Genomic DNA, 18,760 nt, shown 5'->3' with positions numbered 1-18,760 from the left:
GTCAACCCTTAATTTACGCTTTTAGTGAAAAACCTGAAAAACGCGTTTTCCTCTATATATAGAAGGAGTTACAGCACTCCGTCCTGACGGAGTGTATTGACCTGCGCAGCCTGCATTCCCAAGACCCGCTCAAGCACCTCCGCAGTGTGCTCCCCTAATAAGGGAGGCGCATGCCGGTACTCCACCGGAGTTGCGGACATACGGATGGGGCTGGCCACCTGCGGCACACTCCCGCCCAGCGCATGCGGCAGATTCATTGCCAGCCCTCGCGCCTGCACATGCGGATCACTAAAGACCTGGGACAAATCATTGATTGGCCCGCAGGGCACACCCGCAGATTCCAACTCACTCACCCACTGCGCCGTGGTCTTGAACACCGTCGCCTGACGAATCAGCGGAATCAGCTCAGCCCTGTTGGCAACCCGCAGCTTATTAGTGAGGAAGCGCGGGTCGTCCGCCCACTGAGCCTGACCTGCGACCTGCGCAAACTTTCTAAACTGACTGTCATTACCCACCGTCAGAATGAAATCACCATCAGCGGTGGGGAAATCCTGATAAGGAACAATGTTGGGATGGGCGTTACCCAAACGTGTCGGCGCCACTCCAGTGGTCAAATAGTTCAGCGCCTGATTTGCCAAACAGGCCACCTGCACATCCAGCAAGGCCATATCAATGTGCTGACCCTGACCACCCTGGTCTCGATGCGCCAACGCCGCCAACATCGCAGTGCTCGCGTACACACCGGTCATGACATCCGTTAGCGCGACACCGACTTTTACCGGCCCAGCCCCTTCCTGCTCATCAGCACGCCCGGTCAGGCTCATCAAACCACCCAGCCCCTGAATCATGAAGTCGTACCCAGCTCGCTTGGCATAGGGTCCGGTTTGTCCAAACCCGGTAATGGAGCAATAGATCAGGCGCGGGTTGATTGCCTTAAGCGAAGCGTAATCCAGACCATAAGCAGCCAGACCGCCGACCTTGAAGTTTTCAATCAGGATGTCGGACTTTGCAGCCAGCTCCCTGACCAACCTCTGCCCCTCAGGCAAAGTGAAATCGATGGTCACTGACTGCTTGTTCCGGTTCGCGGACAGGTAATAAGCCGCCTCACCCGTGCTCTCGCCCTGAGCATCCTTCAGAAATGGTGGCCCCCATGCGCGAGTGTCATCACCACTGCCAGGCCGCTCGACCTTGATGACCTCGGCCCCCAGATCAGCAAGGATCTGACCCGCCCAGGGCCCGGCCAATACGCGAGACAAGTCCAGTACGCGGATATGCGATAGCGCACCCATTGCCGGCCTCCTTAATAGAAGGCCTGAATGCCGGTCTGCGCACGCCCGAGAATCAGCGCATGCACGTCGTGAGTCCCCTCATAGGTGTTCACCACCTCAAGGTTCACCAGATGCCTGGCGATACCGAACTCATCGGAGATGCCATTCCCACCTAACATGTCGCGAGCCATCCGGGCGATGTCCAAAGACTTGCCGCAGGAGTTACGCTTCATGATCGAAGTAATTTCAACTGCCGCCGTGCCTTCATCCTTCATACGCCCCAGGCGCAGACAACCTTGCAGCGCCAGGGTGATCTCGGTCTGCATATCGGCCAGCTTTTTCTGGATCAACTGGTTGGCCGCCAATGGACGCCCGAACTGCTGCCGGTCCAGGGTGTATTGCCGGGCGGTGTGCCAGCAGAACTCCGCGGCTCCCAAAGCGCCCCACGAGATGCCATAACGAGCCGAGTTAAGGCAGGTAAAGGGGCCTTTGAGACCGCGCACGTCCGGGAAGATATTCTCTTCAGGCACAAAGACGTTATCCATGACGATTTCGCCAGTGATCGAGGCGCGCAGACCGACCTTGCCATGGATAGCCGGCGCACTCAGTCCGGCCCAACCCTTTTCAAGCACAAAGCCGCGAATGTCACCCTCATCGTCTTTACCCCAGACCACGAACACGTCGGCGATCGGGCTGTTGGTGATCCACATCTTGCTGCCTGAAAGCCTATAGCCGCCGTCGACTCTCTTTGCCCGGGTAATCATCGCGCCAGGGTCGGACCCGTGGTTAGGCTCTGTCAGACCAAAGCAGCCAATCCATTCGCCGGAAGCGAGCTTTGGCAGATACTTCTGCTTTTGCGCTTCTGTCCCGAACTCGTTGATCGGCACCATCACCAGAGAGGACTGCACGCTCATCATGGAACGGTAGCCAGAGTCGATGCGCTCCACTTCCCGCGCAATCAACCCATAGCAAACGTAATTGAGGCCGCTGCCTCCGTACTCTTCCGGAATAGTCGCACCGAGCAGGCCTACGTCACCCATTTCGCGAAAGATCGCCGGATCGGTCTGCTCATGACGAAAGGCCTCGAGCACTCTGGGTGCCAGCTTGTCCTGGGCGAACTGCGCCGCGCTTTCACGCACCATGCGCTCTTCTTCCGTGAGCTGCTGATCCAGCAGCAGGGGATCGATCCAGTTGAAGCTTGCCTTGCCAGCCATGAGCCATCCTCAATCATTGAAATAATTATGGAATGATCCTAGACCTGAGACGGCGACCTCACAAACGATGAATCTGCACGCTGCTGTGCTAATTTCTCACTCCGAGATTCATATCAAGACCCATATCGGCTGTGATTAGTGAGGGCTGCGTACATGCGTCGCAAAATTCCCAGCACCGCTGCACTCGTCAGTTTCGAGGCAGCCGCTCGCCATGAGAGCTTCACCAAGGCCGCTGACGAACTTTCTCTGACTCAGAGCGCCATCTGCCGACAAATAGGTAGCCTCGAATCGTTCCTCGGCATAGAACTATTCCGACGCTCCCGGCGGGGAGTGAAGCTGACAGAAGCGGGCTTGTCCTACAGCAGACGAGTCGCCACGCAACTGGACGCGGTAGAACGCGATACCTTGTCAGTGATGGGCAACCAAGGCGCCAACGCGATTGAACTGGCAGTCGTGCCCACGTTTGGCACTCAATGGCTACTGCCCCGCCTGAAGGATTTCCAGCAGAGCCAGCCTGACGTCACGGTGAACCTCACCAACCGCACCCGGCCGTTCCTGTTTGCCGATACTGACTTCGACGCCGCCATCTACTTTGGCGATGCCGAATGGCCAGGCACCGAGTCTTACAGATTGATGGGTGAGAACCCCGTCCCGGTCTGCAGTCCTGCACTGTTAGGCAAACGGAGCGAGATTGACCCGGCAGAAATCGCAACTTTACCGCTACTGCAGCAAACCACTCGGCCCTACGCCTGGCGACAATGGTTCAGCGGGCTGGAGATGAACGTCGCACGGGACATGACCGGCCCACGTTACGAACTGTTTTCGATGCTTGCCCAAGCCGCCAGCCACGAAATGGGCATTGCCTTGATCCCGCCCTTCCTTATACAGCGCGAGCTGAAAGAACAGCGGCTAGTGATCGCCAACCCCCGCGCACTTGCCAGCCCCAAGGCCTACTACCTAATGATCCCGGTGCGCAAAGTGGAGTCGGCATCACTACGCGCATTCCGAGACTGGCTCGCCGGGCAAGCCAAGACTTACGAGCACGAGAGCGCTATACAAAACCTTGAATAACTTTGTAGTCAGCCCTCAGAAAAACCTACAGATGTACGTTTTTGTCGCATAAACGCCTTAGTATCTCCGCACGAAAAATAAGGCCTATAAGCCTCTAAATGCCTGAGGTTCAGCCCTATTCTTTGGTTATGCCCATGATTCAGGAATTGAATTCATGGTTTTCTAATATTTCGACTACTTTCCCTCTAAGGCCCAGTAAACAAGGGCTTGAAGCAGATCACTGCGACATTTGGTCACGGGATGACTTGTAGTTAATTTATCGTCTCCTTACAAAATGGATTGAAGGCACCAAACTTCGCCTGCAAAATGCCGCGCCCCGCCCTGAAACTGGCGGGATCATGCTGATCGGCAGCCCCAGTCGTACTTGCTGAAGTGCGCTGGCCTATTTGAAGAAAACAAGAAGATCACGCAGGAGATTACACGTGCACATTGGCGTTCCTCTCGAGACCCAGTCGGGTGAAAAGCGGGTTGCTGCAACCCCTGAAACCATCAAGAAGCTGATCGCCCAAGGCCATCGGGTTACGGTGCAAAGTGGAGCAGGCATCACTGCCAGCGTCACGGACAGCGCTTATGAAGCAGCAGGCGCCACAATTGGCACCGCCACCGATGCGCTGGCTGCCGAGCTAGTGCTCAAGGTTTGCGCGCCGAACGACAGCGAACTGGCGCAGATCAAGAGCGGCACGATCGTTGTCGGGATGCTCAACCCCTTCAACAACGAAACCATCAGCAAGATGGCCGAGCAGGGCGTTACAGCGTTTGCTCTGGAAGCTGCGCCGCGCACTTCCCGCGCGCAGAGCCTCGATGTGCTGTCTTCCCAGGCCAACATCGCCGGTTACAAGGCTGTGCTGCTGGGCGCTCATCACTATCCGCGCTTCATGCCGATGTTGATGACCGCAGCGGGCACGGTCAAAGCTGCGCGAGTACTGGTACTCGGCGCTGGCGTGGCTGGCTTGCAGGCGATCGCTACCGCCAAGCGTCTGGGTGCCGTGGTTGAAGCGTCCGATGTGCGTCCAGCGGTGAAGGAACAGATCGAGTCTCTGGGTGCCAAGTTCATCGACGTGCCTTACGAAACGGATGAAGAGCGCGAATGCGCCGTCGGTGTCGGTGGATACGCCCGTCCCATGCCCGCCAGCTGGATGCAGCGTCAGGCGATTGCAGTGCACGAACGCGCCAAGCAGTCGGACATCGTCATTACCACCGCATTGATCCCGGGCCGTAAAGCGCCGGTATTGCTCAGCGCAGAAACCGTGGCCGAGATGAAGCCCGGTTCCGTGGTGATCGATCTGGCCGCAGCCCAAGGCGGCAACTGCCCGCTGACCGTGGCCGATCAAGTGGTTGTCGAGCACGGCGTCACGCTGGTGGGCTACACCAACCTGCCCGCGCTGGTCGCTGCTGACGCTTCAGCACTGTACGCCCGCAACCTGCTGGACTTCATGAAGCTGCTGTTCGACAAGGACGGTCAGCTGCACATCAACCTGGAAGACGACATTGTTGCTGCGTGCCTGATGTGCCGCGACGGCCAAGTCATCCGCAAGAACGGCTGAGGATAAAACAATGGAAGAGCTGATCTCCCCAGGTATCTACAACCTGATTATTTTCGTGCTGGCAATTTATGTCGGCTATCACGTGGTCTGGAACGTAACGCCAGCACTGCACACACCGCTTATGGCGGTGACCAACGCCATTTCGGCGATTGTCATCGTCGGCGCAATGCTCGCCGCTGCGCTGACCGTCACGCCGTTGGGCAAGACGATGGGCACCCTGGCCGTGGCTCTGGCCGCCGTCAACGTATTCGGTGGCTTCCTTGTCACCCGACGCATGCTGGAAATGTTCAAGAAAAAAGCACCGAAAGCCAAAGATGAGGTAGCGAAGTAATGAGCATGAACCTCGTCACCCTGCTGTACCTCGTTTCGGCGGTCTGCTTCATTCAGGCCCTCAAAGGCTTGTCGCACCCGACGACGTCACGTCGCGGCAACCTGTTCGGCATGCTCGGCATGGGTCTGGCCGTCGTGACCACCATTGGCCTGGTCTACAAGCTGGCCGCTCTGTCCGACACCTCGGCTGGCATTGGCTACATTGTGATCGGCCTGCTGGTCGGCGGAACCGCAGGCTCGATCATGGCCAAGCGCGTTGAAATGACCAAAATGCCTGAGCTGGTTGCATTCATGCACAGCATGATCGGCCTGGCAGCGGTGTTCATTGCCATTGCAGCAGTGGTTGAGCCGCAGTCGCTGAACATCGTGAAGAACCTGGGCGATGCTATTCCTGCGGGCAACCGTCTGGAGCTGTTCCTGGGCGCGGCCATTGGGGCAATCACCTTCTCCGGCTCGGTCATTGCCTTCGGCAAGCTGTCGGGCAAATACAAGTTCCGCCTGTTTCAGGGCGCACCGGTACAGTTCGCCGGGCAGCACAAGCTGAATCTGGTATTGGGCCTGGCTACGTTGGCGTTCGGCCTGTTCTTCATGTTCACCGGAAATCTCGCCGCGTTCGCCATCATGCTGGCCCTGGCCTTCGTGATCGGTGTACTGCTGATCATCCCGATTGGCGGTGCCGACATGCCTGTAGTCGTGTCGATGCTCAACAGCTATTCGGGCTGGGCAGCGGCCGGTATCGGTTTCTCGCTGAACAACTCGATGCTGATCATCGCCGGTTCGCTGGTGGGCTCCTCGGGTGCGATCCTGTCGTACATCATGTGCAAAGCCATGAACCGCTCGTTCTTCAACGTGATTGGCGGCGGCTTCGGCGGCGCAACTGACGATGCAGGCCCGGCAGGCGCCAAAGAAGCCCGTCCGGTGAAGTCCGGTTCGGCCGACGATGCAACCTTCCTGCTGACCAACGCCGACACCGTGATCATCGTTCCGGGCTACGGCTTGGCGGTTGCCCGGGCGCAGCATGCGCTTAAAGAGCTGACCGAGAAGCTGACTCACCACGGCGTGACCGTGAAGTACGCGATCCACCCGGTTGCCGGACGTATGCCAGGCCACATGAACGTACTGCTCGCCGAGGCCGAAGTGCCTTACGACCAGGTGTTCGAGATGGAAGACATCAACTCCGAGTTTGGTCAGGCGGACGTGGTGTTGGTATTGGGTGCCAACGACGTGGTCAACCCGGCCGCCAAGAACGATCCCAAGTCGCCAATTGCGGGCATGCCGATTCTGGAGGCCTTCAAGGCCAAAACCATCATCGTCAACAAGCGCTCGATGGCCAGCGGTTATGCCGGCCTGGATAACGAACTGTTCTATCTGGACAAAACCATGATGGTTTTCGGAGACGCCAAAAAGGTGATCGAGGACATGGTTAAGGCGGTCGACAACGCGTAGGCTCCTGATGCGTTAAAACCGGGCCCCGGCGCGAAAAACGCCGGGGCTTTTTACATTCTGCGTAACAGTGTTTTGCTTTGAAACCCGCTAATTAGAGCCTCCAAATGCGACCTTGGTAGCGGGACGAACACCGCCCAACTCTCTAGACTTGGGCTTCGCTTCCACCCCCGAGAAAAGAATCCCATGTACCGTGATCGTATCCGCTTGCCTTCGCTCATGAACAAGGTCATGAGCGCGGCTGACGCTGCCGCTTTGATTCAGGACGGCATGACCGTTGGCATGAGCGGCTTCACCCGCGCCGGCGAAGCCAAGGCTGTACCTCATGCACTGGCCGAGCGCGCCAAGCTGTCGCCGCTCAAGATCAGCCTGATGACCGGCGCCAGCCTGGGCAACGACCTGGACAAACAACTGACCGAAGCTGGCGTGCTGTCGCGTCGCTCACCGTTTCAGGTCGACAGCACGCTGCGCAAGGCCATCAACGACGGCTCGGTGATGTTCATCGATAGCCACCTTTCCGATACCGTCGAGCAACTGCGAAACCGGCAAATCAAGGCGGTGGATCTGGCGGTGATCGAATGCGTAGCGATTACCGAAGAGGGGCACCTGGTACTCAGCACCTCAGTGGGCAACTCCGCCAGCTTTGCGATCCTCGCCAAGGAAGTCATCGTCGAGATCAACCTGGCTCAGCCCTTGGAGCTGGAGGGTCTGCATGACATCTATATCCCGAGCTATCGCCCTACCCGGTTGCCAATCCCGGTGCTGCAAGCTGACACGCGCATCGGCAACCCGGCGGTACAGATCGATCCGGCAAAAATCGTCGGCATCGTCATCAGTAACCAGCCTGACTCGCCGTCAACGGTGTTGCCGCCGGATCAGGATACCCAGGCTATCGCCAACCACTTGGTGGAGTTCTTCAAAAATGAAGTTCGCGAGGATCGACTGACCAACAAACTAATGCCGCTACAGGCCGGGATCGGCACCATCGCCAATGCGGTCATGCATGGTCTGGTGGACTCGCCTTTCCACGACATGACGATGTATTCCGAAGTTCTACAGGACTCGACATTCGAACTGTTCGACGCGGGCAAGCTGAGCTTTGCCTCCGGCAGTTCCATGACTCTTTCCGCCAGCAAACACGCTGAAGTGTACGCCGATTTCGGGCGCTACAAGTCACGCCTGATGCTGCGCCCGCAAGAGATCTCCAACCACCCGGAAATCATCCGTCGGCTGGGCATCATCGGCATCAACACCGCGCTTGAGTTCGACCTGTACGGCAACGTCAACTCTACGCACGTCTGCGGCACGCGCATGATGAATGGCATCGGAGGATCGGGGGATTTCGCCCGCAACGCGCACTTGGCCATTTTCGTGACCAAGTCGATTGCCAAAGGTGGCGCGATTTCCAGCGTCGTGCCAATGGTCAGCCACGTCGACCATACCGAGCATGACGTGGACATTCTGGTAACCGAGCAAGGTCTGGCGGATCTGCGCGGTTTGGCACCTAGGGAGCGCGCCAGGGTGATCATCGACAACTGTGTGCATCCAGCCTACCGCGACGCCCTGAATGCCTACTTTGCGGCGGCCTGCCTCAAGGGAGGACATACCCCTCATGTGTTGCGCGAAGCACTAAGTTGGCACTCCCGCCTGGATGAGACAGGCAGCATGCTGCCCGTATGACGTGAACAGTTGCGAGAGAGCAATACAGTTTTCTGCTTCGCAAAAAGACTGATAAAGACAATTCTGAAAAAACTGTACTGCTGTACCGGTCATTTGGAGGGGGTAAAACGAGGTTTTCACCAATTCAGCGCACAAAATGCACTATAAAGGTGCTGACCGGTACAGTTGCCCCAAATAGGAACAAAACAGTGCCTTTAAACAGTTAACTGAACTCGCACAATACAGTTGAACTGTGTCTAGAGAGACTGGCCAACTCGGAGGAAGATGGGCACCAGTTAAATCACTCTCTAGCCCGCCACAAGCGGAAGGATGCACACCATGGAACGTACACTCAGTTCCGACCTTTTCAACGAAAACACCGCTACAATCGCAAAAGCTGCATGGCCTCTTCGCGCTTTCGCTAACCTGATGCTTTGGCAACGTCGCCTGTCCAGCCGCCACCAATTGGCCCGCCTGGATGCACGTCTGCTGGCTGACGCAGGTATCAGCGAATCGCAGCGTTACGAAGAGCTGAGCAAGCCGTTCTGGCGCTAACTGGCGCACGCTGGTCCTGACCTTCCAAGGTCACTCACCAGCAACCCGAATTGCTTCATACAAGACCCGTCGCAGGTAACTGCTGACGGGTTTTGTCATTTCTGGGGCATCAAAAACTCTGGCCTCGCCTTGTAGGAGCTGCCGAAGGCTGCGATGGCGGTGTGGCAGCTTCATAGCATTCGCAGCCTTCGTCAGCTCTCACGTGGAATGCGCTCCAATTCGCGGTATTGAATGGAGGTGAACGGCTAAGGACCGAAATCAAAGCTGAACAGCCCGAACAAGTACAGTTATTTAAGTCCAACATAAAACAAGTACAGTTTGTTATAAATCCCCTGACCTTCACTCCGCCACTTAAGCAACCAACTCCATGTGCGTCAGTGCTAAAAAGCCAGAACCACCACGCATGGATACGCGCATGACCCATTCTCCACCCAGCCAGCCTTCAAGCTTTGGCGCCTTCTGCATCGCAAGCCTGCTGCTTTCGGTCTCATATGGCTCAACCTTCCTCCTGACGCTACTGATCAAATCCTTCGGCGGGGACGAGCGTTATGCCGGCCAAGTGATTTGCGTCGCGATGATCAGCACTATTGCAGCCGTGCTGGGCTCTGGGCATCTGACGGATAAATGGGGGCCTGCGCGCTGTATAGCCTTGGGGGCGAGTTTTCTGGCGGCAGCCTCTCTAGGATTCGCAACTGCAGACAGCCTCGGCCCTTGGCTGATGATTTGCGCCCTGATGCTCGGCCTCGGCTGGGGAGTCTTCTATACCCTGGGGCCCATTATGGTGGCGGCCATGGTTGAACCTGCCCGCCGCAGCCATAGCTTCGCATTGCTATCGGGCAGCATGCTTACGGGTATTGGCTCTGGCCCCTTGGCAGGGAAACTGGCGGGTTACTTTGAGCTGCCGATCCAGACCGCTTTTTTCTGTGCTTCGGCCATGGCGGTAGCAGGAGGACTGTATTTCTGGCGAACAGGACAACGGAAGCACGCAAACGCCTCATCCGCAGATCGCGCACAAATCAGCTTCGGCTCGGTACGCAAAGTGCTGACGTCCAGAGCAGCTTTTTCGATTCTGATGGTGGGCCTGGGTGGCGCGATCTTCGGTGGCCTGGGCAGCTTTCAGACCAGCTATGCCTCAAGCCTGGGGCTGGATTACTCGGTGTTCTTCGTCTGTTTTATGGGGGCGGCCATCTGCTGCCGTTTGCTGATCGCAAGCTGGGTGGTCAAACGCAATCCGTTCGCAGCGTCCTGCGCATTGAGCGCCATTATGCTGATCGCCGTCATCGGTTTTGGCCAGTGGGTCCATGACAACATGAGCTATGGCGCAGCCGCCGCCATGCTGGGCGTCGGTTATGGCCTCAACTATTCAGTCATCAACGGGCTTGCTGCCAACGAAGCACCTTCGGGACTGACAGCGCAGTCACTGGTGCTTTTCAGCCTGGCGTATTTCCTGGGTGTGTTCGGTTTTCCTTTCATCGCAGGCAAACTCATCGTCCACGGCGGGGTCAATGGGATGCTGTTCAGCACCGGCTTGATAGCCCTGCTGGTCTGGGTCATCAGCTTGGTCAGATGGCTAAACGACGCTCTGTTGGCAAATGCCCGCAGCGCATAGCAAGCACCGCCTACAGCAGCGCCATGCTAGGCTTGTGACAGCCCCGTACTATCAGTTCTGTCACGGCCTTCACGAAACAGTCGGGCCAGCCCGCGTTTCTTTACTATCGATTTTGTTCCACTGGAGTCCGACCATGTCCCGTCTTCGCCTGCTAGGTGCCGCCGTCCTGTTGACTGCTGCTACCGGCGCCAATGCCACCAGCTTTGTTGTAACAACAGATGCCATGGTGCGCACAGTCGATTCAACAACCAACGCCACATCTGACGTCAGCTCTTCCTTCAGGGATGACAAGATCGTTCGTGAAGCCCGCGATGACGCTGCCACTTTTGTAGGCAGCGCAGGTGAAATTCGTGGTGCCCGCCTGGAAAATGCTTTCCAGCACATTCGCCAGCTCGCTCCACAACTTCAAGCTTCCGACGCTCAACTGGCCCAAGCCATCCTGGCCATCTGACGTCGTGCTCTGACAGCCTGGGCAATCCGGCCAGGCTGTCGGGCTGGCTCTAGCCCGGCCATTGCGCTAGCCTTGCGGCTCGTTTTTGCAAGTGTTAGAGAGCCATGCGTTTACTGCCGCTGCTGTTCATCACCCCGATAACGTGCCTGCTCTGGACCGCACCGGCCCAGGCGCTGGATACCACCACGCAATCTTTGGTCATAACAGGCTACGTCACCAGTAAAGTGACTACCGCGCCCTTTGATAGAAAGCTGATTGTTGCAGCGCAGGATGATGCTGCGGCTTTTGTCGCCAGTGACGGCGAACTGCTGGGAGCACGTCTGGAATCAGCGCTAATGGCCCTGCGCCAGGCTGATCCAAAACTTAGTGCCAGCGACCTCGAACTCGCGCAAGCAATCCTCGTCCAATAGCCACTTCACCTCTTCTGCATTACTTGGAGACGTTCCATGCGTACCCCCCTGATTGCCGCCACCCTGGGCCTGTTTTTGCTGGCTGACATTGCTCAGGCACAGACCGTCGTGCAGACCAGCAACATCATCGTGCGCGCTTTCGGTCGCACCATCGACTTCACGTCCGACACCACCACCTCGATCCGCGACTCCAAAATCGTCGTTCAGGCCAAAGACGATGCGGCCAGCTACGTAGCCACTGGCGGTGACATTCACGGCGCGCAGCTCGATGCAGCATTCGACATGCTGCGCACTCGCCTGCCAGAAGCGCGCGGTGCCAGCGACCAAGTCCTGGCCGAAGCCATTCTCGCACTGTGAGGCGCCTCTGCGTCTGGCTGCTGGCAGGCGCATTGTCTCTGCTGGGCACGTCCGCCTTCGCTGATCTGAGCCTGTCGCTGGACACCAGCGGCCTCGGTCCTGCGCAGCAAACAGCCACCCAGACGCTACTGGATGAAGCGCTCGGCGCCCTGCCGCCGAGCTTCGTCAAGGATCTGGACCGCCGTGTTGACGTGCGCTGGTCCGCCGACATGCCTGCCAATGCTTATGGTCAGGCATCCGGCCCCTATCGCCTGGACCTCAATACCAACCTGCTGGCGGGCTTGACCGACGGCAGTGCCGCGACCAAACAAACCAATCGTCCCCATGGCACCGTGCGCCGAGAAATGCTCGCCACTGTGCTGCACGAGCTGACCCACATTTATGACCGCGCGCGCTTGTGGTCACCCGCCCAACGCTCGGTGATCTTCCAGTGCGGACGGCGCAGCAGCTCGCTGGGCAAAGTCGGCTTGCCTGATTACTGCCGTGGCCAGACTGACCGCCGCTTCACGTTGAGCGACGACCCGCGCCTGCTGGACCTGGCAGGCTGGCCACAGTACGTGGGCCGTCGTGGTGATCGCGAAGAACACAACGGCCAGGTTGCGCGCAGCCCCGACATCTACGAGACCACCAGCCCGCTGGAATTCGTCGCGGTCAACATGGAGTACTTCCTGCTCGACCCGGCATACGCTTGCCGTCGCCCAGCGCTGTACGCCTACTACAAAGAACAATTCGGATGGGCACCCGCCGCAAAAGACCAATGCCCTTCCTTCTACCCGTACCTGAACGCAGGCAACGACTTCGGCCGTGAGCCGCTGGGTAAACTCGACCCCGAACGTGTCTATGAAGTGGATTACCTGCTGGCCGAAGCCAACCAGAACATGATGAGCCGCTGGGGCCACAGCATGTTGCGCCTGGTCATCTGCAAGCCCGGTCGCCCGCGTGGACCCGACTGCCGCCTCGATCTTGACCAACATCTGGTGCTTTCGTACCGCGCCTTTGTCGGCGACGTTCAACTGTCCAGTTGGGATGGTTTGATGGGCGCCTACCCGTCAAGGCTGTTCGTGCTGCCACTGGCACAGGTGATCGATGAATACACCAAGACGGAACTGCGCAGCCTGGCTTCGGTGCCGCTGAAACTGTCCCGTCCGGAAATCGAAGGCTTGGTGCAGCACGCCGCTGAAATGCACTGGAGCTACGACGGTAATTACTTCTTCCTGTCCAACAACTGCGCTGTGGAAAACCTCAAGCTGCTGCGCAGCGGGACCAACAATCCCAAGCTGGTCGACCTGGACAGCATCCTGCCCAATGGCTTGCTTGAAGTGCTCAAAGGCCGCGGCCTGGCTGACACCAGCGTGCTGGATGATCCCAAGGAAGCTCTGCGCAAAGGCTACCGTTTCGACTCCTATCGTGACCGTTATCAAGCCATGTTCGACGTGCTGAGGAAGCACCTGCCGATCAAGCAGACCACCGTTGAAGAATGGATGTCGCTGTCCGCCGAAGAGCGCAAACCGTGGTTGCCACAAGCGGACTTGCGCACCAGCGCTGCGATGTTGCTGCTTGAGCAAGCCAGCCTGCGTCGGCAATTGTTGCTAGCCCAGGATGAGGTCAAGCAACGCTACCTCAGCGCTCGTGAGCAGAAAGACGGCAGCGTTTCCAAAGCCACTGGCACCTTGCAGGAAATTCTCGCCAGCAGCGGCTTCCTCAGTCGCCCGGCCGAACTGCTCGACAGCGGCGGCTACGGCTTGCCGCAAACAGCAGAATGGAAACGTCTGGAAGACGAAAGCAGTCAGCGTCAGAAACAGCTACAGCGCCTGACCGGTGACCTGGATAAAGAAGTCCGCGCCCTGCTCGAACCCGAGCGCGCCAAGGAAATCGCCGCCAACGAGGCCAACCTCAAGCAGCTCAGCGAGCACTTGCGGGCCTTACATAAAGCCGGTGGCGGCCTGGAACTGCCTTAAGCTTTTACCGCTGGCTTGTTCTTGCGTGGTTTCAGGTACTTCATCAAGCCCTGAAACCACATCACCAGACCGGCATTGCCCATGATCTGAATGTCTTTGTCCTGAATGCCCTGCATGAACGCCAGCTGTTTATTCTTGGCTTGCAGCGTCGCAAAACCGTAAGCGGCATCCTTGAAGACAATCGCAAAGCCGGGCTCTGCAATCACGCCCGAAGCGCTGCTGACCCGCTGCCCACTGACCACAAAATGCCGGGCGACCTTGCCGTCAGCGGTCTGCAGCACAAAGGTCAATTCCTTGCCTGCCAACTGCTGTTGAAAAGCCGGGTTATTGCGGCTGGCCCGCGCCATCAATAGCCCTAGCATCCAGAGTAGAAAACGAAATTTCATGGGCGTGCTCGAAGGAGGATCGGGCCGCGAGTGTAGCTGCTTGTTAGAGGCAATTCAGTAGCAAATTCGAAGAAGATAGATAACTTTTCGTGACTGATTGGTCATATTGAAGTCGCTCTAAACTTCGGGTTGGGGGATTCTATGTCTGCGCGCAAGTTTGATCAAAGTCGCAGGAATGGCCGCGCGGACCGTAGAAATTTACGTAGATTCTGTGGGAGCTGGGCTTGCCCGCGATAAACGATGACGCGGTCTGAGGTCGGGTTAGTTCTATCGCGAGCAAGCTCGGCTCCCACAGTGGTCGATACGATCTACTACTGCCTCGAGAATCAAACTCACGTCCGGCAACACATCCCCGCTTCACCTGCTCCAGACAATAGCTATATATACCGCCTTGGCCTCCCGCTGAACCTCTAACCTGCGCGCCGTCGTTGCCAAATCAACGACCGGATTTGACGATCCGTAAAGCAGAAAAATTAGTAGAGGCCATTATGGTCGCTGTGCGTGGGAGGCCTTCGGGCCTGCCGGTGTTCTGATTTTTCTGCCTCCGGTTCGTCAACCCGCGCACAGCCGCCACCCTTTCATCAGCCGTGGCGACATCACATCGGTCAGGAGTTTTCAGCACATGAACCACGACACCGAACACGCCCGTTACATCCCCCTCACCCACCCAGGGCAAGAAAACGCCGTGCTGCTACTCGACAGCCACGCCTCGCTCAAAGACCTGCACGCCTTCGCCGAAACCCGCATCAGCCTCGCCACCCGCTTCCTCGACACCCTCGCCCACATGAACCCGACTCACACCGACGAATCTGACATCTCTACCTTGGCCAGCACCGCGCATTTGCTGATGCTGGAGGCCTCTGATGTGAGCCGAGTGATTGAGAGGCGCCTTTGGCGGGGCAGTGAAACAGAGCTTGGTGCCCTGCTCAAATAATAGCCATGCGTCCTACCCTGTTGATCCCTGGAGATGGTTATCGATGCCCGACATTACCCGCAGCTCCTATCTGTTTACTTGCAGATCATGCTCAAGCTTTTTCAGAAAGGCTTCGACCCTGTACGGCACGTGATGGCGGGTCGGCAATACCGCGGTGACAGACAGTTGCTCGGGCACGACATCCGCCAGCTCGACCAGAACGAGGCTACCGTCGTCGAGCTCATTTCTGACATCCCAGAAGGTCAACATCGCCAGACCCAGACCACTCTTGCTCGCGGTCCGAACTGCCTCAACACTGTTTGCAGAGAACGGCCCCTCAGCTCGAATCGAAACACTGGCTCCCGCCCTCGTAAACGGCCAGTAAGGCATGCCGTGCAAAGCGATACAGGAATGGAGTTTCAACTCGTCCAGTGTTTTGGGGGTGCCACGATTCGCCAGATAATTCGGGCTGGCGCACACCACTCGCGGGTTACTTGCCAAGGCCCGCGCCACGAGTGTCGAGTCACGCAAGGTCGCAATGCGAATGGCGACGTCAATCCCCAGGCCGACGATGTCCACGATGCTGTCCGAAAGGGTGAGGTCCACCTGCAGATCAGGGTTCTCTGCCATTAATTCGGGCAGCAGAGGCATGATTACCGCCTGACCAAAAACCGTAGGAGCAGTGATTTTGAGCAGGCCGCTGGCGGTCGCTGAATGGCTTCGTAAAGTGGCGCGAGCCCCCTCCTGTGCCTCAAGCATTTTGTTGGCAAAGGGCAGAAACGCTTCGCCTTCAGGGGTGAGCGACGTAGAGCGGGTCGTGCGCTGAACCAGCCGAGCGTCCAGCTCGCGCTCCAGAGATGCCAGTCGCCTGGAAACAGTCATTGGCGAGACGCCCAAACGCCGAGCGGCCCCTGAAAGACTGCCGCTCGCCGCGATGGCGGAAAACACTTCTACCTCTGGAAGCTGCATGCTTTATATCTCATTTCGTTAAAGCGGCTTATCGGCCATGGGCACTACTGGACATTCGGCATACAGCCTATCTTCTACTCAAGCTCAGCAGTGAGCCACATTCACCTGAACTGAGGGCTCGAAAATGAAAATACCTGACAGCCAGATTCTATCGCCAACCGATATTAACCCGATTAAATTGAAGAACAGGTTGGCCGTAGCGCCCATGACCCGGGTCAGCGCTACCGAAAGCGGCAATGCAACCACCACCATGGCGCGCTATTACGAACGCTTCGCCAAAGGTGGCTTCGGGCTGGTTATCACCGAAGGGATCTACACAGACCAGAAATTCTCGCAAGGCTACTCTTGCCAGCCCGGCATCAGCGATGAAGAGCAAGCACAGGCCTGGCTCGCAGTTACTCGATCCATACATGACCATGGCGCAATAGTGTTCGCCCAACTGATGCACGCAGGCGCTTTAAGTCAGGGGAATCGTTTTACCGGTCGCTCCGCCGCTCCTTCAGCCATCAGGCCCAAGGGCACGCAGATGGCCTTTTATTACGGCGAGGGCCAGTACCCGATGCCCAGCGCGATGACCGATGAAGACATCGCCGACGTCATCGAAGGATTTGCGCAGGCAGCGGCGCGCACTGTCGATATTGCCGGCTTTGACGGGATCGAAATTCACGGCGCGAACGGCTACTTGCTTGATCAGTTTTTAACCGACTACACCAATATGCGTGACGATCGTTGGGGCGCAAATGTGCGTGCCCGTCTGGAGCTGACGCTGGAGGTCATCAAGGCGGTCAAGCAGGTTGCCGGTGCGCATCCGGTAGGTGTGCGGATATCTCAGGGCAAGGTGAACGATTTCGATCACAAATGGGCCGGGAGCGAAGCCGACGCGGAAGTCATCTTCGGCACATTGGCCGACGCTAACGTGGACTTCATTCATGTGACCGAACGAGAAGCATGGCAGCCCGCATTCGCCAACAACGAAGCCAGCCTGGTGAAACTGGCGCGCCGCTTTGCAGGGGATATCTCCATCATCGCCAACGGCGGCCTACACAACCCAGCCGAGGCAAATATCGCCCTGCGGGACGGGGCCGATCTGATCGCCATAGGTAAAGCGGCGCTGGCTAATCCAGACCTGCCTTTGCGCCTGGCGGGCGGTCAACCGCTTGCGAACTTTGAGCCTTCGATTCTTGGCCCAATCGCCAACATAAAGGCCAGTGAACTGGCATGAGCTGAACCGGATACACACTTCAGCCGAATTGAATGAGTGCGCCATAGGGTTTAACGTTCCCCACCACGCCCAAGCGACGACACAGTCGCAGCGCATCGCTATTCAACTCGGCATCCTTTTGATCATGACCGCCCAACTGCCCTCACCACCGCCACGCTCAACATTCACATCGCACCTTCGTGCACTTTGGCCCGCGCCCCACGCCGTCGATGCCCGGGAAAAATGGCGCGCCTGCTGCGGCGCGGCCCTCGGCATTCTGCTGGTCGCAGTGGCTGCCGCCTTCTGGCTAGAGGGTGCACCGGCGAGCCAATACAACATGCTGGCTTTGGCACTGGTTGCTCCGCTGGGTGCCAGCGCGGTGTTGGTGTTTGCGGTACCATCCAGCCCGCTGGCCCAACCCTGGTCGGTGTTGGGCGGCAATACGCTGTCAGCATTGGTGGGCATAGCCTGTGTGAAATGGGTACCCGATGCGACCCTCGCCGCCGCGCTTGCCGTCAGCCTGGCTATCGCCGTCATGTTCGCTCTGCGCTGTCTTCACCCACCCGGCGGGGCGTCGGCCTTATTGATGGTGCTGATTGGCTGTGACCGATTCGAGTTCGCGCTGAGCCCGGTGCTTATCGACTCCGCACTGCTGGTGGTCGCAGGTCTGATCTACAACAATCTGACCAAACGACCATGGCCACACGTACAGAAACCCGCCACCACGAAAGCTGCCAGCCGATTCAGTGGCGCAGATCTGGACGCAGCCCTCGCCCATTACAACCAAGTGCTGGATGTCAGCCGCGATGACCTGCAAACCTTGCTTGAACAGGCCGAAGCTTCTGCTTACCAACGCAAGATGGGCGAACTGCGTTGCGCCGATGTGATGAGTACCCAACCCATCTCGGCCCGCCAGGAAATGCCGCTACGTGAAGCCTGGGCCTTGATGCGCAAACACAAGATCAAAGCGCTGCCGGTAATTGACCGACAGCAGCACCTGATGGGCATCGTAACCGTGGCGGACTTCATGCAGCAGATCGACCTCGACGCCCACGAAGGTGTCGGCTGGCACCTGCGCGCACTGCTGCGACACTCCCGTAAAGATCAACCTGCCAATATCGTCGGGCAGATCATGACCCGTAGCGTCCGCGTCGCCAGCAGTGATCGCTTACTGATCGACCTCGTGCCCGTGTTCTCCGAAAACGGCCATAGGCACATTCCGATCATCGACGCTGAACGGCATCTGGTCGGCATCATCACCCAGTCGGATTTGATCAAAGCGCTGTATGCGGCAGTGCGTGCTTGAGGCGACGTCATAACTCGTAGGAGCTGCCGAAGGCTGCGAATTGCGGTGAGTCAGGTAAAACTGATCGCAGCCTTCGGCAGCTCCTACAGGAGTAGTTGTAAAGCAGCTAATTGCAC

At 57.9% G+C, this 18,760-nt stretch carries 18 protein-coding genes; 14 read left to right on the top strand and 4 right to left on the bottom strand.

Translation table 11 applies throughout. The features are described 5' to 3' along the window. Positions 1 to 68: 68 nt before the first annotated feature. Positions 69 to 1,289, bottom strand: coding sequence for a CaiB/BaiF CoA transferase family protein (locus tag AUC60_RS27095; protein ID WP_087274624.1), 1,221 nt, complete (start codon positions 1,287 to 1,289; stop codon positions 69 to 71). An 11-nt stretch (positions 1,290 to 1,300) separates the two neighbouring features. Then, complete coding sequence (locus AUC60_RS27090; RefSeq protein ID WP_087274623.1) at positions 1,301 to 2,482, bottom strand: acyl-CoA dehydrogenase; 1,182 nt, start codon at positions 2,480 to 2,482, stop codon at positions 1,301 to 1,303. A 153-nt stretch (positions 2,483 to 2,635) separates the two neighbouring features. Here AUC60_RS27090 and AUC60_RS27085 point away from each other — a divergent pair, with 153 nt between their 5' ends. From AUC60_RS27085 to AUC60_RS27035, 11 genes are all read left to right on the top strand, one after another. Further along, positions 2,636 to 3,553 carry a LysR family transcriptional regulator gene (locus AUC60_RS27085; protein ID WP_087274622.1) on the top strand — a complete coding sequence of 306 codons (918 nt, stop codon included), beginning with the start codon at positions 2,636 to 2,638 and terminating at the stop codon, positions 3,551 to 3,553. 422 nt (positions 3,554 to 3,975) lie between these two features. Beyond that, the gene (locus tag AUC60_RS27080; protein ID WP_087274620.1) at positions 3,976 to 5,097 is read left to right on the top strand and encodes a Re/Si-specific NAD(P)(+) transhydrogenase subunit alpha; all 1,122 of its coding nucleotides are present in this window, start codon (positions 3,976 to 3,978) and stop codon (positions 5,095 to 5,097) included. Positions 5,098 to 5,107: 10 nt separating this feature from the next. Continuing rightward, positions 5,108 to 5,428: an NAD(P) transhydrogenase subunit alpha part 2 gene (locus AUC60_RS27075; RefSeq protein WP_027899877.1), complete on the top strand. Its 321-nt coding sequence runs from the start codon at positions 5,108 to 5,110 to the stop codon at positions 5,426 to 5,428. Continuing rightward, positions 5,428 to 6,873 (top strand): NAD(P)(+) transhydrogenase (Re/Si-specific) subunit beta, encoded by a 1,446-nt coding sequence (locus AUC60_RS27070; RefSeq protein WP_087274619.1) that lies wholly within the window; start codon positions 5,428 to 5,430, stop codon positions 6,871 to 6,873. The genes AUC60_RS27075 and AUC60_RS27070 overlap by 1 nt, the downstream gene beginning before the upstream one ends. A gap of 183 nt (positions 6,874 to 7,056) precedes the next feature. Then, on the top strand, positions 7,057 to 8,550 hold the full coding sequence (locus AUC60_RS27065) for an acetyl-CoA hydrolase/transferase family protein (RefSeq protein ID WP_087274617.1): 1,494 nt from the start codon (positions 7,057 to 7,059) through the stop codon (positions 8,548 to 8,550). Positions 8,551 to 8,868: 318 nt separating this feature from the next. Beyond that, entirely contained in the window at positions 8,869 to 9,084 is a 216-nt protein-coding gene (locus tag AUC60_RS27060) for a DUF1127 domain-containing protein (protein ID WP_087274615.1), read from the top strand. Positions 9,085 to 9,499: 415 nt separating this feature from the next. Next, on the top strand, positions 9,500 to 10,693 hold the full coding sequence (locus AUC60_RS27055; protein WP_087274613.1) for an MFS transporter: 1,194 nt from the start codon (positions 9,500 to 9,502) through the stop codon (positions 10,691 to 10,693). A gap of 133 nt (positions 10,694 to 10,826) precedes the next feature. After that, a complete protein-coding gene (locus AUC60_RS27050) occupies positions 10,827 to 11,144 on the top strand; it encodes a DUF2388 domain-containing protein (RefSeq protein ID WP_087274612.1) in 318 nt (105 codons plus the stop codon). A 104-nt stretch (positions 11,145 to 11,248) separates the two neighbouring features. Further along, a complete protein-coding gene (locus tag AUC60_RS27045; protein ID WP_087274610.1) occupies positions 11,249 to 11,554 on the top strand; it encodes a DUF2388 domain-containing protein in 306 nt (101 codons plus the stop codon). A gap of 36 nt (positions 11,555 to 11,590) precedes the next feature. After that, positions 11,591 to 11,911, top strand: a complete 321-nt coding sequence (locus AUC60_RS27040) for a DUF2388 domain-containing protein (protein WP_087274609.1) — start codon at positions 11,591 to 11,593, stop codon at positions 11,909 to 11,911. Beyond that, on the top strand, positions 11,908 to 13,869 hold the full coding sequence (locus tag AUC60_RS27035; RefSeq protein ID WP_087274606.1) for a DUF7844 domain-containing protein: 1,962 nt from the start codon (positions 11,908 to 11,910) through the stop codon (positions 13,867 to 13,869). Before AUC60_RS27040 ends, AUC60_RS27035 begins: the two co-directional genes overlap by 4 nt. Here the strand turns inward: AUC60_RS27035 and AUC60_RS27030 are convergent. Beyond that, on the bottom strand, positions 13,866 to 14,255 hold the full coding sequence (locus AUC60_RS27030) for a helicase (protein ID WP_087274604.1): 390 nt from the start codon (positions 14,253 to 14,255) through the stop codon (positions 13,866 to 13,868). The two genes, AUC60_RS27035 and AUC60_RS27030, sit on opposite strands and share 4 nt — an antisense overlap. 622 nt (positions 14,256 to 14,877) lie before the next feature. Between AUC60_RS27030 and AUC60_RS27025 the strand changes: the two genes are divergently transcribed. Continuing rightward, positions 14,878 to 15,189: a hypothetical protein gene (locus tag AUC60_RS27025; RefSeq protein WP_087274603.1), complete on the top strand. Its 312-nt coding sequence runs from the start codon at positions 14,878 to 14,880 to the stop codon at positions 15,187 to 15,189. A gap of 66 nt (positions 15,190 to 15,255) precedes the next feature. On the opposite strand, the gene AUC60_RS27020 is transcribed toward AUC60_RS27025, so the two are convergent. Then, complete coding sequence (locus AUC60_RS27020) at positions 15,256 to 16,137, bottom strand: LysR family transcriptional regulator (protein WP_087274602.1); 882 nt, start codon at positions 16,135 to 16,137, stop codon at positions 15,256 to 15,258. A gap of 124 nt (positions 16,138 to 16,261) precedes the next feature. On the opposite strand from AUC60_RS27020, the gene AUC60_RS27015 reads away from it, so the two are divergent. After that, positions 16,262 to 17,359 carry an oxidoreductase gene (locus tag AUC60_RS27015; RefSeq protein ID WP_087274600.1) on the top strand — a complete coding sequence of 366 codons (1,098 nt, stop codon included), beginning with the start codon at positions 16,262 to 16,264 and terminating at the stop codon, positions 17,357 to 17,359. A gap of 124 nt (positions 17,360 to 17,483) precedes the next feature. Beyond that, positions 17,484 to 18,644 (top strand): HPP family protein, encoded by a 1,161-nt coding sequence (locus AUC60_RS27010; protein WP_087274598.1) that lies wholly within the window; start codon positions 17,484 to 17,486, stop codon positions 18,642 to 18,644. Positions 18,645 to 18,760: the final 116 nt, after the last annotated feature.

The sequence above is a fragment of the Pseudomonas caspiana genome, from assembly GCF_002158995.1.
Lineage (GTDB): Bacteria > Pseudomonadota > Gammaproteobacteria > Pseudomonadales > Pseudomonadaceae > Aquipseudomonas > Aquipseudomonas caspiana.
This window is presented reverse-complemented; position numbering and strand designations above follow the sequence as displayed.

Coding starts and splice junctions, on each gene's coding strand:
- AUC60_RS27025 (WP_087274603.1), top strand. CDS start 14,878: ATGAACCACGACACCGAACACGCCCGTTACATCCCCCTCACCCACCCA.
- AUC60_RS27020 (WP_087274602.1), bottom strand. CDS start 16,137: ATGCAGCTTCCAGAGGTAGAAGTGTTTTCCGCCATCGCGGCGAGCGGC.
- AUC60_RS27070 (WP_087274619.1), top strand. CDS start 5,428: ATGAGCATGAACCTCGTCACCCTGCTGTACCTCGTTTCGGCGGTCTGC.
- AUC60_RS27075 (WP_027899877.1), top strand. CDS start 5,108: ATGGAAGAGCTGATCTCCCCAGGTATCTACAACCTGATTATTTTCGTG.
- AUC60_RS27085 (WP_087274622.1), top strand. CDS start 2,636: ATGCGTCGCAAAATTCCCAGCACCGCTGCACTCGTCAGTTTCGAGGCA.
- AUC60_RS27065 (WP_087274617.1), top strand. CDS start 7,057: ATGTACCGTGATCGTATCCGCTTGCCTTCGCTCATGAACAAGGTCATG.
- AUC60_RS27045 (WP_087274610.1), top strand. CDS start 11,249: ATGCGTTTACTGCCGCTGCTGTTCATCACCCCGATAACGTGCCTGCTC.
- AUC60_RS27055 (WP_087274613.1), top strand. CDS start 9,500: ATGACCCATTCTCCACCCAGCCAGCCTTCAAGCTTTGGCGCCTTCTGC.
- AUC60_RS27030 (WP_087274604.1), bottom strand. CDS start 14,255: ATGAAATTTCGTTTTCTACTCTGGATGCTAGGGCTATTGATGGCGCGG.
- AUC60_RS27090 (WP_087274623.1), bottom strand. CDS start 2,482: ATGGCTGGCAAGGCAAGCTTCAACTGGATCGATCCCCTGCTGCTGGAT.
- AUC60_RS27060 (WP_087274615.1), top strand. CDS start 8,869: ATGGAACGTACACTCAGTTCCGACCTTTTCAACGAAAACACCGCTACA.
- AUC60_RS27040 (WP_087274609.1), top strand. CDS start 11,591: ATGCGTACCCCCCTGATTGCCGCCACCCTGGGCCTGTTTTTGCTGGCT.
- AUC60_RS27095 (WP_087274624.1), bottom strand. CDS start 1,289: ATGGGTGCGCTATCGCATATCCGCGTACTGGACTTGTCTCGCGTATTG.
- AUC60_RS27010 (WP_087274598.1), top strand. CDS start 17,484: ATGACCGCCCAACTGCCCTCACCACCGCCACGCTCAACATTCACATCG.
- AUC60_RS27050 (WP_087274612.1), top strand. CDS start 10,827: ATGTCCCGTCTTCGCCTGCTAGGTGCCGCCGTCCTGTTGACTGCTGCT.
- AUC60_RS27015 (WP_087274600.1), top strand. CDS start 16,262: ATGAAAATACCTGACAGCCAGATTCTATCGCCAACCGATATTAACCCG.